This window comes from Wenjunlia tyrosinilytica, from assembly GCF_014646055.1.
Taxonomy (GTDB): Bacteria; Actinomycetota; Actinomycetes; order Streptomycetales; family Streptomycetaceae; genus Wenjunlia; species Wenjunlia tyrosinilytica.
In genome coordinates, this window is the sequence record NZ_BMMS01000002.1 from 333223 (window position 1) to 349514 (window position 16292).

A 16292-nucleotide genomic window follows, 5' to 3' on the forward strand; every position below is an offset into this window, starting at 1 on the left:
CGGCTATCCGACGTTCGGGACCTTCGTCGGTACGTCCGACATGCCGTTCGCCAGGTACTGGACCTGCTCTTCGTCCAGCGCTCCCTGGAATGCCCACACGTCGTCGATCGCCCCCGACCAGTAGTCACGTCCGTCCGTGCCGTTCGTGCTGCGGCCTATCTGCAGCGACTTCGTCGCATCGAACGACAGCGCGTCGTCCGCCCAGGAGGCGTCGTCACCGCACACGGATCCGCTGCCGTCGTCGGTGTCCGTGCACAATGCGTCCTGTAGATGCCCGTTGACGTACAGCCGCACCTCGTCGGTGAACGCGTCGTACACCACTGCCAGGTGGTTCCAGCCGGACGCTCCCCAGTCGTCGAACAACGGATTGCCCGCGGTCGTCTGTTTCGACGTGACGCTGTCGCGCTCCGACACGGTGATCTCCCAGCGCCCGACGCCGTCGGAGTCCACCACGTACGCCACCTCGAACGCGCTCGTGCTCGAGCCCGCCTGGCTCAGTACGGTGCCTGAGGACTTCGGACGTCCCGAGGGGGCCTGTGCCCAGGCTGTGACCGTGTAGGACTCGTCCGTGTGGATCGGCGCTCCCGAGGTGGCCGCGTAGTCGTTGACGCCGTCCAGTTCGAGTGCGCCCGAATCCACCCAGCCCGAGCCGACGTCGGCGCCGTTGTGCAAGGTCGCGGGATGCCTGTCGTCGTCGCGTGCGACGGCGTCCGGGGATACCTTCGGCGATCCCGTCGCCGAGTCGAGCTTCCAACGCCCCTCGACATCCGGGTGCTGGTTGAACAGGGCCTGCACATCGTCCTCGGACAGCACCCGGTCGAACAGGCGAACGTCATCGATCCGGCCGGGGAAGAACGACCCCGGAGAGTCCTCGTACGAGCCCGCGCCGATCTGCACTTGTCCCCCGGCGTACCAGGTGGACGGCACCTCCGCCGAGCCGGCCGGCGCCCCGTTGACGTACAGGGTGAGTTGCCCGGCCACCGTGTCGTGCACTCCCACCAGGTGGACCCACTTGCCTGCGCGCGCGGTGGAGTCCTTGTCCTGCATCGCCCGGATCGGTGTCGCGTCCGGGGAGTCGGCCGAGTACTGGTTGAAGGCCCACCGGTCGTAGGCCGAGGAGTAGTACAGCTCGAACCCCGACTTGTGCTCGCCCGCCTGCGTTACCGCGACCGCCGAGTGGTCCGGCTTGTTCCGCGGCAGTCGCACCCATGCGGAGACAGCGAAACCGCGCTGGTTGTTCAGCTGCGCCGTGCCCGTCGTCGCGTAGTCGTCGACGCCGTCCAGTGTCAGTGCCTGCCCGTCCACACCGTCCTCGCCCGGCTTGGCTCCGCCCTTGAGGACCGCCGAGTCGACCTCGGCGGTCCCGGCGATCCGGGTCGAGTCGGAGGACTCGTCCATCGTGAACACCGCACGCGCCGGACGCCCGGACACCGGCTTCTTGGCGTACAGATCGGACACCTGGTCCGCCGACAGCGGCTTGTCGAAGATGCGCAGCTCGTCGATGGAGCCGGGGAAGAACGATCCGGGACGCCCGTCGTAGGAACCTGCCCCGATCCGCAGGCCTCGGCGCGCATCCCACGGTGACGCGTAGTGCGCCGAGCCGACCAGTTCGCCCTGCACGTAGAGCGACAGGTCGTCCGCCACCGAGTCGTAGGTGCCGACCAGATGGGTCCAGGCTCCTGATGCGGCCCCGCCTGGCCGGTTCCGCATCGCCCGGACGATCTGTGCGTCGGACCTGTCGGCCGTGTACTGGTTGAAGACCCATCGGTCGTAGGACTGGGAGTAGTACAGCTCGAAACCGGGACCGTGGTTTCCCGGCTGGGCCGCCACCACGGCTGCCGTGTCGGGCATCTTCGACAGCTTCACCCATGCCGACACCGAGAAACTGGCCGATGTGTCGACCGTCGGGATGTCGGTGGACGCGTAGTCGTTCACTCCGTCGAAAGCCACGGCGCTGCCGACCACCCCGGCGGCCCCTGGCTCGGCACCGCCGTTCAGTTCCGCCCGGCGATCCCCGGCCGTGCCCCTCGCGGATTTGGCGCCGGTGTCGTCGTCCAGCTTCCACATGGCGCGCTCCGGCTGGCCGGCCTTGACCCGGAAGCTGTACTGCACGATCTCGCTTCCGATGTGTGCGTCGTCGAAGGCCTGCGCCCGCACAAAGTTCACACCTGGCTTCCTGGCCAGCAATTCGACGGTCCTGGCCGCGCCCTGAGCCGTCGACACCTTGTTCTTGGCCGAGGGGTCGCCATTGACGCCGAACCGGTACTCCACGACATCGGGCGCCACCGAATCCAGCGTGAACGCGCCGTACTTGCCCACCCCGTCGTACCAGGGGTCCTCCGGATCCCTCGGGTTGGACTCCGGGAAGTCCCCGGAGACGATGGTCGGGCCCTCCGGGACCGAGGTGTCGATGACGAAGTTGCAGCCGGTCGCCTTGCCCGCGTAGCTCCAGGGAGACCAGTTCCCCCCGTCCCACGAACGAGCGTGCCAGTCCACCCGCACATCCTTCGGGATGTCGGCGGGCAGGGTGATGGTGAAGTCCGAGCCGGATTTCTCGCTCGCCGTCCTCGGCGAGGTCCAGCGTGCCTTCCATCCCCCGTTGTCCTTGACGGACCACGAGGCCTGGAACTGCACCGCGACCGGGTCCTTGTCCGGATCGCTGACGTCGCTCACCGTGACCTTGGGCCGGGACCTCACCTGCTTGGGGTTCTCCGGCGAAGCGCAGGCCCCGCCGGGCGACATCGACAGCTGTCCGGTCCTCAGCTGCGGCGGCGGGCGGTTGTACCGCACGCGGAGCCAGGCATCGTCCGAGAAGCGCTTCCAGGCGAACTTGTCCGTCTCACTGCTCGCCCGCAGGCCGAAGGTGGTCGACGCCGAACCGTGCGAAGCCGCGTACTTGACGGCGTCAATGGCGTAGAACTCCACCGTGCCACCGGGGCAGTCGGCGCTGAATCCCTTGGCGACATCCCGGGTGTCCTGGCGGTCTGTCCAGAATCCCGACTCCGTCTGGGAGTTCCACGTCGTGGACGAGGAGATCCCCTTGGTCCGCCACAGCTCCACTGCTCTGCCGTCGCACGACGCCGAATGGGTCTCCTTGACGACGAAGGTCGCGTCCAGGATCGTCTTCCCGCTGAACTTCGACGTCGGGATCCGGTAGAACAGCCGCTTCGTGTCGTAAGGCTCGCAGTAGTACCAACCGCAGTAGCCCACTCCCGCGTCGGAGTCACCGTTGAACTTCCACTGCGGCGACGCCGCCCAGTAGCGGGAAACCATGGTCCACGCCGATGTCTTCGGTGAGTTCCACTGCGGGTCGATGTACACCGGGTAGTGCGTGTCCGCGCCGGTCAGCAGGTCCTGGTCCGGAGTGAGCACGAGCTCCTTGCCACCCGCCGGAATGTCCACATCGATCGGCGCGACCTTGGCGGCGTCCCCCGGACCGGGGGGCACCCGCTCACCCCCGGCCGATGACCGGGATAATTGCCTGGCACTCGGCTTCGATCCGGCGCCGGTGCTGGAGTCCCACATCAGGGGAGCCGGCGCGTCGAACACGGCGCCGCCCGCGCCGCTGTCCACCGCCTCCAGACCACCCTGACCGGTCTCGCGCACCTCGAGCCCCTCGGTGCCGAACGCCAGACGGAGCCGAGCCAGGCCGGGATTCTTCGCCGCCTTCGCGGTACGCACGATCAGCAAGTGGGAAAAGCTGTCGACGTCCGCGCGAACCTGAAGGTCGACGTCCGGCAGGACGGATTTGTACGTGGCCGTAGCTCCGTCCAGTACGGGCTCGGGCAAAGGCCTTGGCCACGACAGCGCCAACTCCCGGCCCGCGCGGTGCAGTCGGACCAGCGGCTCGTCCCCGCCGCCGGAGAACTCCATGCCCACGGTGGTGACCGCCGGCCCGACGGAGCCGTCCGGGCGCACCGCGAGCGAGGTGTCGACGGCCTTCCAGGCTCCGCCGACCCGGGCGCGCACGGGTCTCAGGTGCTCAACAGCCTCCAGGTCGCCGTCTGGAGTGGCGTACACCTCGCCCGACTCGCTGCGCAACGAGCCGACCTCGACGTTGCGCCCGCTCTCCCGGGCCCGGCCCAGGGCGTCGCTCTCGGAGACCGCCGTCCCGCCGTTGTCCTGCGCCCCGGCCTCGGCGGCCGTCGCGGTCGGCTGCAATGGAACTCCAGCGAACCGAGGCGCCGCTGGGATCAGTCCCGTCCCCAGGGCAATACCGAGTGATACACCGAGCAGCCGCGTCACGGCACGACTCATCGCGATTCCCCCCACCCACACCCCTCCCCAGGGTGTTCTGAAGCGATCACTAAGTGACCACGAATCGACACTTTATGTGCACGATCACTCACCGTCCATCACGAATATTGGTTTAAACCATTTCCGGCCAGATGCGTCCTCCCCCCAGGGGCGGCAGCCCGGGGAAGGTACCGTCCGCTATGCTGCGCTCCATGTACGTGCCCGTGAATCGCAACTGGTGGTGGTCCGCTCCCATGGCGGACCGCTGATCGCACGTATCCGAAGCGAATCCGAGGCCGCCCCCAGGGGCGGCCTTCGTGGTTTCCGGGAGCGGCCGTCCCTCCATCCGCTGGAAGGACATTGCCATGCCGCCAAGCAACCCCCACGACCTCGTCCGCCGCCTGCTCGAGCCGCAGGCGCCGCCCTTCGCCCTGCTCCGGCGACGGGGGCCGGGGCGGGAGGACGGTGCGACGGTCGACGTGCTGATCGGCGCCGTCTGCGAGGTGGAGCGCCTCGCCGACGTCCCGCTTCCCTGCGGCGCCCCCGGCGACGGGAACGGCGCCGCGGACGCGCTCGCCGTCATTCCTTTCCGCCAGATCCGCGAGCGCGGGTTCGACGCGCGCGACGACGGCACGCCGTTGCTCCTGCTGCGGCCCGACGAGGTGCACGAGGCGGCGCTGGAGGCGCTGGTCGCGGCGCTGCCCGATCTGCCGGTGACCGTCGACGGGGGCTCGTTCGACGTCGGCGACGACGAGTACGCCGGGATCGTCGAGCGGGTGGTCGCCGACGAGATCGGGCGCGGAGAGGGCGCCAACTTCGTCATCCGGCGCACCTTCACCGGCGAGTTGCCCGGGTTCGGCGCCGCGACCGCGCTCTCCCTCTACCGCAGGCTGCTCGAGGGCGAGCGCGGCGCCTACTGGACGTTTCTGCTGCACACCGCGGAGCGGACGCTGGTCGGGGCCAGCCCCGAGGTGCATGTGCGGATGACGGGCGGCACGGTCACCATGAATCCGATCAGCGGCACCTACCGCTATCCCGCCGGCGGCCCTACGGCCGACGACCTGCTCGCGTTCCTCGACGACCCCAAGGAGGCCGAGGAACTGACGATGGTGGTCGACGAGGAGCTGAAGATGATGTGCGCCGTCGGCGACCTCGGCGGGCAGGTCGTCGGCCCGCGGCTGAAGGAGATGGCGCACCTCGCGCACACCGAGTACGAGTTGCGCGGCCGCAGTTCATGGGATGTCCGGGACGTGCTGCGCGAGACGATGTTCGCGGCCACCGTCACCGGCAGCCCCGTGCAGAACGCCTGCCGGGTCATCGAGCGCCATGAGCCGGGCGGGCGCGGCTACTACGCGGGGGCGCTGGCGCTCATCGGACGGGACGCGGGCGGGGCGCAGACCCTGGACTCGCCGATCCTCATCCGCACCGCCGACATCGACGCGAACGGCGGGCTGAGGGTGCCGGTCGGGGCGACGCTCGTACGGCACTCCCAGCCGCGGGCCGAGGTCGCCGAGACGCATGCCAAGGCGGCCGGGGTGCTGGCCGCGCTGGGGGTGCGGCCCGCCGGGCCCCGCTCGGAGGCGCCGCCGAGGCTCGGTGACGACCCCAGGGTGCGCGCCGCGCTCGCGGAACGGCGGGCCGGGCTCGCCCCGTTCTGGCTGAAGCTGCACACCGGTGACAGGCCCGGTCCGCTGACCGGGCACGCCTTCGTGCTCGACTGCGAGGACACCTTCACCTCGATGCTCGCCCACCTCCTGCGCTCGACGGGCCTCGAAGTGACCGTGCGCCGGTACGACGAGCCGGGCGCGATCGAGGCGGCCAGGGCGCATCGCGGGCCGGTGGTGCTCGGCCCCGGCCCCGGCGACCCCGCCGACGCGGACGACCCGAAGATGGCCCTGCTGCGCCCGCTCACGCGGGAGTTGCTGGCCGAGCACGGGCACGGCCTGCTGGGGGTGTGCCTGGGGCATGAGCTGATGGCCGCCGAGATGGGGATGGCGCTGGTGCGCAAGGCGGTGCCGTTCCAGGGGGCGCAGGAGGAGATCGACCTGTTCGGGGTCCGGGAGACCGTCGGCTTCTACAGCACGTTCACGGCCAGGTGCGAGGACACCGGTCCCGCCGGGGTCGAGTTGAGCCGCCATCCGGTCACCGGCGATGTGCACGCGATGCGGGGCGCGGGCTTCGCGGGCGTGCAGTTCCACCCGGAGTCGGTGCTGACCCTGGACGGTCCGGGGATCGTGACGCGGATGCTCTCGGGGGTCCTGGTGGGCTGAACGGCGAACGGGGGCGCCCGACGGTGCGCACCCCCCGCCGAGTGGGCGGAGCGCCCTTCCCGGCGAACGGGCGCCCGGCCATGCGGCCGGGCGCCCTGCCGGGGAACCGGGAACACCTACCCGAAGAAGACCCCGGCCTCCGCGTACAGCGACGGGTCGACCGTCTTGAGCTGGGCTGTCGCGTCCGCGATCGGCACCCTCACGATGTCCGTGCCGCGCAGCGCCACCATCTTGCCGAAGTCGCCTTCCCGGACGGCGTCGATGGCGTGCAGGCCGAAGCGCGTGGCGAGCCAGCGGTCGAACGCGCTCGGGGTGCCGCCGCGCTGGATGTGGCCGAGGACCGTGGTCCTGGCCTCCTTGCCCGTCTTGGCCTCGATGGACTTGGCCAGCCACTCGCCGATGCCGGACAGCCGCACATGGCCGAACGAGTCCAGCGACTCGTCCTTGGTGACCATCTGCCCCTCCTTGGGCACCGCGCCCTCGGCCGCCACGATGATCGGCGCGTACTTGATCTTGAACCGGTTCTCCACCCACTGGCACACCTCGTCGAGGTCGAAGCGCTGCTCGGGGATGAGGATGACATTGGCGCCGCCGGCCAGCCCCGCGTGCAGGGCGATCCACCCGGCATGGCGCCCCATGACCTCCACGACGAGCACACGCCGGTGGGACTCGGCGGTGGTGTGGAGGCGGTCGATCGCCTCGGTGGCGATGTTGACGGCGGTGTCGAAGCCGAAGGTGTAGTCGGTGGCGGACAGGTCGTTGTCGATGGTCTTGGGAACGCCGACGGTGTTGACGCCGAACTCCACCAGCTGGGCCGCGACCCCCAGGGTGTCCTCGCCACCGATCGCGATGAGGGCGTCCACGTCGTACTTGACCATGTTGTCCTTGATGCGCCGGACCCCGTCCTCGACCTTCAGCGGGTTGGTCCGCGAGGAGCCGAGGATGGTGCCGCCGCGAGGCAGGATGCCGCGCACCGCCGGAATGTCCAGCACCATGGTGTCGCCTTCGAGGGGGCCGCGCCAGCCGTCGCGGAAGCCCACGAACTCATACCCGTGCTCCTGCGTGCCCTTGCGGACGGCGGCGCGGATCACCGCGTTGAGGCCGGGGCAGTCCCCGCCGCCGGTCAGTACTCCGATACGCATGGAATCATCCCTTCCGAGCGCTGGCTCCAACGCGGCAACGCTAGCGGCGTTCGAGCCCTGGAGGGATCACCTGGGAAGCGGATTCCTTTGTTTGAAGGGGTGGCCGACAGACGGTATTCACCCTCACGGGGGGCCTCGTTGCTACTCGCCGTCCAACCCGCGTTCGATGGCGTACCGGACCAGCTCCACCCGGTTGTGCAGCTGGAGCTTGCCGAGGGTGTTCTGAACGTGGTTCTGCACGGTCCGGTGCGAGATCACCAGCCGCTCGGCGATCTGCTTGTAGGACAGGCCCTTGGCGACCAGGCGCAGCACCTCGGTCTCCCGCTCGGTCAGGCTCGGCGCGGCGGGCTCGTCCGCCGCCCTCGGCGCGGGATCCGAGGCCAGCCGCCGGTACTCACCGAGGACGAGACCGGCCAGCCCCGGGGTGAACACGGGGTCGCCGACGGCGGTCCTGGCCACGGCGTCCAGCAGCTCCTCGCGGCCCGCCGACTTCAGGAGGTAACCGGTGGCGCCCGACTTCACCGCCTCGAGAACGTCCTCGTGCTCACCGCTCGCGGACAGGACCAGGACGCGCAGCGCCGGGTCGTTGCCGACCAGTTCCTTGCACACGGCGACGCCCGGCAGACCGGGGAGGTTGAGGTCGAGCACCAGCACCTGGGGCATCACGGCGCGCGCCCGGCGCACCGCCTCGTGGCCTTCGCCGGCCGTGGCCACGACGTCGTACCCGGCGTCGGACAGGTCGCGGGCGACCGCGTCCCGCCACATCGGGTGGTCGTCCACCACCATGACCCGGACGGCGCCCGGGGTCCCCGCCCGCCCCGGCTCGGACTCAGCCACTGAACCGCTCCCTCGTCTTGCCTGCCTCATGCGTCTTCCCCGCCGGGGCCGCCCCGCGGGGGACCCGCATCTCGACCTCGGCGCCCTGGCCGGGCACCGAGACGAGCTCGACGCTGCCGCCCAGGTCACGCAGTCTGCCCCGGATCGACTGGCTCACTCCGAGCCTGCCCTCTCGTTCGGCATCCGCCAACCGCTCCGCCGCGAAACCGGGACCGTCGTCGCGAACGCTGACGAGGACCTCGTCGCCCTCGTCCTCCACCAGGATCCAGGCCCGGGCCCCGTCCCCGGCATGCCGTCGTACGTTGTCCAGCGCCGCCCCCACGGCCGCCGCCACCTCGGCGGCGGCGTGCGCGTCGAGCAGGACGGGCGTCCCGGGTGAGGAGACGGTGACCTTGGCGCCCGCCAGCGGCCCGAGCAGCGAACGCAGATCACGCGGTCCGCCGTCGGGGACCTGCGGGCCGGCCTCGGCGCGCAGGTCGCCGTCCTCGGCGAGCCGGGCGTCCGGGAGGCCGGTCACCAGCGCCCGCAGAGCCGCTTCCTGCTCCCCGGCCATCCTGCCCAGCTCGGCCGCCTCGCCGCCGACCTCGTTGCCGCGCCGCTGCACCATCGCCAGGACCTGAAGGACACTGTCGTGGATGTCACGGGCGAGGCGTTCGCGCTCGCGGGTCGCGGCCTCGATCCTCAGGGCGCGGGCGAGGGTCGCCTCGCTGGCGCGGGCGAGTTCGACGACGTAGCCGACGGCGGTGCTGGCGATGAACAGCAGGACTATGTTGTGCACGTTCCGCTCGGTGAACCGGCCGCGCTCGATCACATTCGAGACCCCGATCAGCGCCGAGGCGAACGCGCCCCAGCGCCAGCCGCCCTTGATGGCGAACGCGAGCACCGAGCTGGCCGCCCAGATCGTGGGCAGCGTCGCCTGGCCGTCGAGCACCCGGTCCGGGTCGTCGAGCAGCCTGGTCAGCAGGATGCCCGCGAGGGCGACCCCCATGTCGGCGCACAGGAAGCGCTTGGTGCAGCGCTCGGCGGAGCCGACGCGGGGCAGGGTGGCCAGCGACCATACGGTGAGCGCGCCCATGTAGATCCAGCCGCCGACCGGATGCCGGTACTCGCCGAACAGCGTCACGTACCGGAAGAGCGCGTAGGCGAGCGTGAAGAGGCGGAAGACGGTGAGCGCACGCCACAGCGGCTGCTCGACCGAGATCGACGACATCCCCCGCCCCCTCCCCCGCTGCCCCGTTCCCGGAGACTAGTCGCCCTTGCCCAAGTCGCCCTCGGGCAACCGGTCGCCCTTGGACAAGCCGCCCTCGGACAAGTCACCCTCGGACAAGCCGCCCTCGGGGCGGCCCGCGTCGCCGCCGTGCTCCCTGTGCTCCTTGTGCTCGGCCTTCCTGGCCGCCTCTTCCTTCTTCTTCGCTTCCTCGATCTGGCGCTTGGCGGCAGTCGCGTAGATGTCCACGTACTCCTGCCCCGACAGCTTCATGATCTCGTACATGACCTCGTCGGTCACCGACCGGAGGATGAAGCGGTCGTTCTCCATGCCCTGGTAGCGGCTGAAGTCCAGCGGTTTGCCGATACGGATGCCCGGCCGCATCAGCTTGGGCATCACCTGCCCAGGCGGCTGGATCTTCTCCGTGTCGATCATCGCCACGGGAATCACCGGGGCCCCGGTGGCCAGCGCGATCCTGGCCAGGCCGCCCGGCTTGCCCCGGTACAGCCGCCCGTCCGGCGAACGCGTGCCCTCGGGGTAGATGCCGAACAGCTCCCCGGCCTCCAGCACCTGGATACCGCTGCGGATCGCGGCCTCCCCCGCACCCCGCACACCGGACCTGTCGACCGGCAGCTGACCCACGCCCTTGAAGAACGCGGCGGTCAGACGGCCCTTGACACCCTTGCCGGTGAAGTACTCCGCCTTCGCCACAAAGGTGATCTTGCGATTGACCATCGACGGGAGGAAGAACGAGTCCGAGAAGGACAGGTGGTTGCTCGCGATGATGGCCGGCCCCTCCTGCGGGATGTTCTCCAGACCCTCCACCCACGGGCGGAAGGAAACGCGGAGAAGGGAGCCGATGGACAGCTTCATCATGCCGTAGAACAACCGAGGACCTCCTGTGTCTGACGCTAGACCTTATTACCGTTTCCGGCCTGCGCCGCCCCCCTCATACTGTCGGTACCGGTCGAGTAGCATTCGCCCCACTGGCCGCCCACCCTCCCATCACTCCTCGAGGAGCCCAGGTGCCGCTGATCCCCGGAGCCGAGCCGTTCCGCCACGACGGCGGCGAGGTCGGCGTGGTGCTGTGTCACGGTTTCACCGGTTCGCCGCAGTCGCTGCGCCCGTGGGCCGACTACCTGGCGGCCAAGGGTCTGACGGTCTCGCTCCCCCTCCTGCCCGGCCACGGCACACGCTGGCAGGACATGCAGGCCACCCGGTGGGAGGACTGGTACGCGGAGATCGACCGCGAGGTCCGGACCCTTTCCGACCGCTGCAAGCACGTCTTCGTCTTCGGGCTGTCGATGGGCGGCACCCTTACCCTGCACACCGCGGCGCGGCACGGCGCCGCCATCACCGGCATCGCCCTGGTGAACCCCTCGGTCCGGGCGGACCAGAAGATGATCGGCGCCGTCCCGGCCCTGCGCCACCTCGTCCCCTCCGTGCAGGGCATCACGAACGACATCGCCCTGGAGGGCTCGCAGGAGGTCGGCTACGACCGGGTGCCGCTGCACGCCCTCTACTCCCTCAGCCGGTTCTGGAAGGTCGTCCACGACGAACTGCCGCAGGTGACGCAGCCGGTGCTCCTGATGCGCAGCCCGCAGGACCATGTCGTCTCGCCGGAGAACTCAACGATCGTGCTGAGTCGGATCTCCGCCACCGATGTGACGGATGTGGTCCTGGAGCGCAGTTACCACGTGGCCACCCTCGACCACGACGCCGAGCGCATCTTCGAGGCGAGCTGGGAGTTCGTCCAGCGGCTGGGGGCGGACAGTGCCTGAGGAGCGTGACGAGCGCGACCGCGGCCAGGAGGAAGAGGACGCAGTCTGGCAGCAGTTGGTGGCCTCGTTCGACGACGAGCCCGCGGAGGACGCCTCCTGGCCGGAGGCGGAGGGGCTGGCCGAAGACGACGACTTCAGGGACGACGACGCCGGGGACGACGACGCCCTCGGCTTCGACAACGGGGTCAATACGACCCGCAGCATCGTCATCGCGACCGGTCCTGTCCACAAGCCCTCGGACACCGGCCCTCGCGAGCTCGGTCCCCGCGACTTCGAGCCCGACGAGGAGGACGAGGGGCACTTCGTCCCGCCTCCACCGCCGCCGCTGCCCAAGCTCGACACCACGTCGAAGTTCGCCTGGCTGGCGGTGCTCGGCGGCCCGCTCCTGCTGTTCGTGATGGTGCTGCTCCGCCAGGAGATCACCTGGTGGATGACGACCCTCGGCGTGGGCGGCTTCCTCGGCGGCTTCGCGACGCTCGTGGCCCGGATGGGCAACGGGGACGAGGACGAGGACGACGACCCGCACGGCGGCGCGGTCGTCTGAGCCCGCGAGCCCAGCAGCACGCCGCACCCATCCGTCGGCGCCACCGGGCGCGACCGGAACCTCAGCCCGGCCAGGTCCCCGTGACCCTGCGGGTGGCCACCGCGCCACCCCGCTCCACGGCGGCCCTGACCACCGAGAAGATGAGCCCTTCGAGGGCGGCGGCCAGCATGATCTGCGGCCAGCCGCGGTCCTCGTCGGTGGCGTCCGGAGCGTCGTCCTCGTGCCCTGCGGCCTTCCACACCCGCTTGAACAGCGCCCCGGCCACCAGTCCGCCGACCGCTCCCAGCGTCATACCGACCGGCTTGTAGAGCACCTTCACCGCCTTCATCAGCGCTTCCCCCGGCGGGAGCGGCGACGGGCGACGAGGACGACGACGAACGCGGCAACACCGGCGGCCGCCATCGGACCGCGGTTGCGGCGGGCGGTCCGCGCCGCCTGCTCGGCCGTCTCCCGTACATGGTCCGGGGTGTTGTTCTGCACGGTCGTCGCGACCGTGGCGGCGGCCCCGGCCAAGTGCTCCTTCGCCTGCGCCGTCTTCTCCAGCAGCTGCTCCGGCGCCTTCTCCTGAGCGGCGCGCACGGCGTGCGCCGCCTGCTCGCGAACGTGTCCCGCCTGCTCGCGCACATGCTCCGCCTGCTCGCGCACATGCCCGGCCAAGCCGGCTGTCCTGTCCCTCAGTTGGGAACCCACCTGCTGAGCCCGCGCCTTGCCCTCGGAAATCGCCATGTCCGTCCTTCCTCCGTGCGGACCGCGTTGACGGCCTTCAGTTGTGCTTGTCCGGTTGTTGCCCCCGCTTACCCCGCCACCTCGGATCCAGTCCCCGAGGCGCCCACCGGGGCGCTCACCGGGCCTGGAGGTTCGAAGTCGCGCTCAGCGGAAACGCGCCGGACATGGCACACATCGGCAAGGACCGGCACAGCGAAGACCCCGCCAGGACCGACGCCCCGCACACGACCGACGAGACCTCCGCCGTGGGCCCCGCCCCCGAGGTGGAGGCGCGGGCACCCGACGCGTTCACCGACCTCCAGGCGCGCTCGTGGCGGGCCATAGTGCGCCGCACGTGCAAGGAGTTCCTCGAGGACGAGCTCCCCGACCGCGCCGCCGCCCTGACCTACTACGGCGTGCTCTCCCTCTTTCCGGCCATGCTCGTGCTGGTGTCCCTGCTCGGCGTGGCCGGGGAGTCGGCGACGAAGAAGGTCCTGGACAACCTCGAACAGCTCACCCCCGGCTCGACACGCGACATCATCACCAACGCCGTCGAGCAACTCCAGGCCGGCAGCGGCGCGGGCGGAGTGCTGGCCGTCCTCGGCCTGCTCGGCGCCCTGTGGTCGGCCTCCGGGTACGTAGGCGCGTTCATCCGCGCCAGCAACGCCGTCTACGACATCCGCGAGGGCCGCCCCGTCTGGAAGCTCACCCCGCTGCGGCTCGCTGTGACGGTGGTGCTGATGGTCCTGCTGTGCGCCAGCGCGGTGATCGTGGTGTTCACCGGAGGACTGGCCGACCAGGTGGGAAAGGCCATCGGGATGGGCCACGCGGCACTGACCGCGTGGTCGATCGCCAAGTGGCCGGTCCTCGTCGTCCTCGTCGTCCTGATGATCGCGATCCTGTACTGGGCCTCACCCAATGCCAAGCTGCGAGGGTTCCGCTGGATGACCCCGGGCAGCGCCCTCGCCCTGGCCATCTGGATCGTCGCCTCGGCGGGCTTCGCGCTCTACGTCGCCAACTTCGGCTCGTACAACAAGACCTACGGCACCCTCGCCGGAGTGATCGTCTTCCTGGTCTGGCTGTGGCTGTCGAATCTGGCGATCCTGCTCGGCCTCGAGTTCGACGCGGAGATGACCCGCGAACGCGCCATCGCGGGCGGTCACCCGGAGGACGAGGAGCCCTATGTCGAGCCCCGCGACATCGCCAAATGGCCGGAGGAGGAGAAGCCCGAAGAGCCCGCGGGCGCCGAGCAGCCCGCAGGCCGCGAACAGCCCGCAGGCGCCGAGCAGCCCGCAGGCGCCGGCCGGCCTGAAGGCCCCGAGCTCTCCGAGGCACGCGGCGACGAGGCCCGCCCCCGACAGGAGCAGCCCTAGGACACGACAGGGCCAGCCCTAGGACACGCCCCGCGCCGGCAGCCGCAGCGCCGCCAGCACCGGCAGATGGTCGGTGGCCGCCCTCAGATCGGCCTCCTCCACCCCCGGCATGCCGTGCGGCACCCCGCAGCCCAGGATCTCCACCTGCGGCGAGGTGAAGACGCCGTCGATGCGCTGGTACGGATCGACGGCCGTCGAGGTGTCAGTGCCGCCCCACGGCGCGGCCTCGTGCGCGTCCCGCAGCCCCCCGGCCACGCGCTGCCAGCTCTTGCCGTCGGGGCGGTCGTTGAGGTCGCCCGCGGCGACGGTGCACCGCTCGCCACTGGCCTCCAGTCGCCCGAGCAGCGCCCCCGCCTGGTCGTAGCGCTCGTCCGCGTCCAGGCTCAGATGGCAGCTGACGACCGCCAGCCGGGCCCGGCCGAACCGGAGCGTGGCCGTGGCGAACCCCCGCCGGTGCAGTCCGGGGGTGTGCGGGAGAAGGACATCCTCCGCGCGGACCACCGTGGCCCTCAGGGAGGACATGATCATCGGTCCGGCGGCCGTGGCGCCGCCGGTCACCACGACGAGCCCGCAGTCGCGGGCCAGCCATGACGTCTTCTTGCGCCAGCGGAAGAACCGCGGCGCCTCCTGGACGCACACGATGTCGGGGGCGCAGGCCCGGATCACCCGGACCAGCGCCTCCCGGTCGTCCCTCAGGGAACGGACGTTGTAGCTGAGCAGGCGGACCACCGCCGAGCCGTCCGGCTCGGTGCGCGAGGCGGGGAGGTCGGCGGTGGCCATCGGTCAGCCCTGCCGTGCCAGGTCCGCGGCGCCGACCAGGCCCGCCTTGCCGCCGAGCTTGGCGACGAGGACCTGGGCGTGCGGCCGGTACAGGCCGCCCACGAGCCATCGCCGGAACGACTTGCGGATCGGCTCCAGCACCACATCCCCGGCGTCGGAGACCCCGCCGCCGATGATGAACGCCGACGGGTCGAAGAGCGAGGCCAGGTCGGCCAGGCCCGCACCCGCCCACCGGGCCAGCTCCCGGAAGGAGTCGACCGAGACCGGGTCGCCGTCCTTGGCGCCCTGGCTCACGTGCAGCCCCTGGATGCCCTCCGGAGTGCCGTCGCCCAGGGAGAGCAGATGCGTGGCGTTCTCCGGGGTGGCCGCCGCGCGCTGCCTGGCGTAGCGCACCAGCGCCCGGCCGCTCGCGTACTGCTCCCAGCAGCCCTGGCTGCCGCAGCCGCACAGCAGGCCGTCCGGCACGACCCTGATGTGCCCGAACTCCCCCGCGACGCCGAAGCGGCCGCGGTGGAGCCTGCCCCCGATGATGATGCCGCCGCCGAGGCCGGTGCCGAGGGTGATGCACACGACGTCGTCGTGGCCCTGGCCCGCGCCGAAGCGGTACTCGCCCCAGGCGGCCGCGTTGGCGTCGTTCTCGACGACGACCGAAAGACCGACGCGCTGCTCGATCTTGTCCTTGAGCGCTTCGTGCCGCCAGTCGATGTTCGGGGCGAACAGGACCGTGGCGCGCTTGTCATCCACATATCCCGCGGCACCGACGCCCACGGCGTCGATCCGCCGATCATCCGAGCAGACCTCCTTGACAGCGTCCGCGATGGCGTCGACGACGCCCTCGGGGGTTGGTGGAGTCGGCACCGTTACCGTCTCGAGAATCGAACCTTCCTCGTCCACAACGCCGGCCGCGATCTTCGTGCCGCCGATGTCGACGCCGATGGTGAGTCCCATGTGTCCCTCAGTTGCTCGGTCGATGCCCCGCTGTGCGTAACGGTACCGGTCCGCGCCGCTACCACGCTTCAGTCGAGGTCGATGCGCTCGCTGTGCGGCGGCTTGCCGTCGGTCCAGCGCCGCTCGTGCTCGGTGACGGCGGCGCGGTACGCGGCCAGGAGCTCGCTCCCCGCGGCGGCGAGATGGTCGAAGAACTCGGGGTTGCGCTGCCTGGCCTGGCCGAGCGCGGACTTGGCCTGGGAGAGCAGGGCCTGCGCGGGAAGGCCGAGCAGGGGGTTGCCCAGCTCCTGGACCTTCTCGCTCACGGCCTCGGCGAGCCTGCGCAGCTCGTCGGCCGCGCTGCCCGGCTCGTAGGCCTGGCGCACCCTGCGCTTGGAGGCCTGGTCGGCGAGGTCCTCCGCGCACGCCTTCGACCAGGCGTCGGCGTCGTGGTGCTCCGGCCGGGGGGACGTGGTTTCGCTCATGTCTC

14 protein-coding genes are annotated in these 16292 nt (G+C 70.7%); 4 read left to right on the plus strand and 10 right to left on the minus strand.

From position 1 onward, the window contains the following. Window positions 1-3 precede the first annotated feature (3 nt). Entirely contained in the window at window positions 4-4161 is a 4158-nt protein-coding gene (locus IEY86_RS03695) for a LamG-like jellyroll fold domain-containing protein (RefSeq protein ID WP_308425097.1), read from the minus strand. A gap of 440 nt (window positions 4162-4601) precedes the next feature. Between IEY86_RS03695 and IEY86_RS03700 the strand changes: the two genes are divergently transcribed. Next, entirely contained in the window at window positions 4602-6506 is a 1905-nt protein-coding gene (locus IEY86_RS03700; RefSeq protein ID WP_189130000.1) for an anthranilate synthase family protein, read from the plus strand. Window positions 6507-6622: 116 nt separating this feature from the next. On the opposite strand, the gene IEY86_RS03705 is transcribed toward IEY86_RS03700, so the two are convergent. From IEY86_RS03705 to IEY86_RS03720, 4 genes are all read right to left on the minus strand, one after another. Next, window positions 6623-7648 carry a 6-phosphofructokinase gene (locus tag IEY86_RS03705; RefSeq protein WP_189130001.1) on the minus strand — a complete coding sequence of 342 codons (1026 nt, stop codon included), beginning with the start codon at window positions 7646-7648 and terminating at the stop codon, window positions 6623-6625. A gap of 141 nt (window positions 7649-7789) precedes the next feature. Continuing rightward, window positions 7790-8434 (minus strand): response regulator, encoded by a 645-nt coding sequence (locus IEY86_RS03710; RefSeq protein ID WP_229698141.1) that lies wholly within the window; start codon window positions 8432-8434, stop codon window positions 7790-7792. Between the two features lie 43 nt (window positions 8435-8477). Continuing rightward, window positions 8478-9695: a MacS family sensor histidine kinase gene (macS, locus tag IEY86_RS03715; RefSeq protein WP_189130003.1), complete on the minus strand. Its 1218-nt coding sequence runs from the start codon at window positions 9693-9695 to the stop codon at window positions 8478-8480. Between the two features lie 36 nt (window positions 9696-9731). Continuing rightward, the gene (locus IEY86_RS03720) at window positions 9732-10580 is read right to left on the minus strand and encodes a lysophospholipid acyltransferase family protein (protein WP_189130004.1); all 849 of its coding nucleotides are present in this window, start codon (window positions 10578-10580) and stop codon (window positions 9732-9734) included. 137 nt (window positions 10581-10717) lie between these two features. On the opposite strand from IEY86_RS03720, the gene IEY86_RS03725 reads away from it, so the two are divergent. Both IEY86_RS03725 and IEY86_RS03730 read left to right on the plus strand, forming a co-directional pair. Further along, window positions 10718-11473, plus strand: a complete 756-nt coding sequence (locus IEY86_RS03725; RefSeq protein ID WP_189130005.1) for an alpha/beta hydrolase — start codon at window positions 10718-10720, stop codon at window positions 11471-11473. Then, the gene (locus IEY86_RS03730) at window positions 11466-12017 is read left to right on the plus strand and encodes a hypothetical protein (protein WP_189130006.1); all 552 of its coding nucleotides are present in this window, start codon (window positions 11466-11468) and stop codon (window positions 12015-12017) included. The genes IEY86_RS03725 and IEY86_RS03730 overlap by 8 nt, the downstream gene beginning before the upstream one ends. A 61-nt stretch (window positions 12018-12078) precedes the next feature. On the opposite strand, the gene IEY86_RS03735 is transcribed toward IEY86_RS03730, so the two are convergent. Further along, a complete protein-coding gene (locus IEY86_RS03735; RefSeq protein WP_189130007.1) occupies window positions 12079-12345 on the minus strand; it encodes a DUF4235 domain-containing protein in 267 nt (88 codons plus the stop codon). Beyond that, complete coding sequence (locus IEY86_RS03740; protein WP_189130008.1) at window positions 12345-12743, minus strand: hypothetical protein; 399 nt, start codon at window positions 12741-12743, stop codon at window positions 12345-12347. The genes IEY86_RS03735 and IEY86_RS03740 overlap by 1 nt, the downstream gene beginning before the upstream one ends. Before the next feature lie 164 nt (window positions 12744-12907). Here IEY86_RS03740 and IEY86_RS03745 point away from each other — a divergent pair, with 164 nt between their 5' ends. Further along, window positions 12908-14095 (plus strand): YihY/virulence factor BrkB family protein, encoded by a 1188-nt coding sequence (locus IEY86_RS03745; RefSeq protein ID WP_189130009.1) that lies wholly within the window; start codon window positions 12908-12910, stop codon window positions 14093-14095. Between the two features lie 18 nt (window positions 14096-14113). On the opposite strand, the gene IEY86_RS03750 is transcribed toward IEY86_RS03745, so the two are convergent. From IEY86_RS03750 to IEY86_RS03760, 3 genes are all read right to left on the minus strand, one after another. Then, complete coding sequence (locus tag IEY86_RS03750; protein ID WP_189130010.1) at window positions 14114-14875, minus strand: endonuclease/exonuclease/phosphatase family protein; 762 nt, start codon at window positions 14873-14875, stop codon at window positions 14114-14116. 3 nt (window positions 14876-14878) lie between these two features. After that, the gene (locus IEY86_RS03755) at window positions 14879-15823 is read right to left on the minus strand and encodes an ROK family glucokinase (protein WP_189130011.1); all 945 of its coding nucleotides are present in this window, start codon (window positions 15821-15823) and stop codon (window positions 14879-14881) included. Between the two features lie 68 nt (window positions 15824-15891). Continuing rightward, complete coding sequence (locus tag IEY86_RS03760) at window positions 15892-16287, minus strand: DUF5304 family protein (RefSeq protein ID WP_189130012.1); 396 nt, start codon at window positions 16285-16287, stop codon at window positions 15892-15894. Between the last annotated feature and the right edge of the window lie 5 nt (window positions 16288-16292).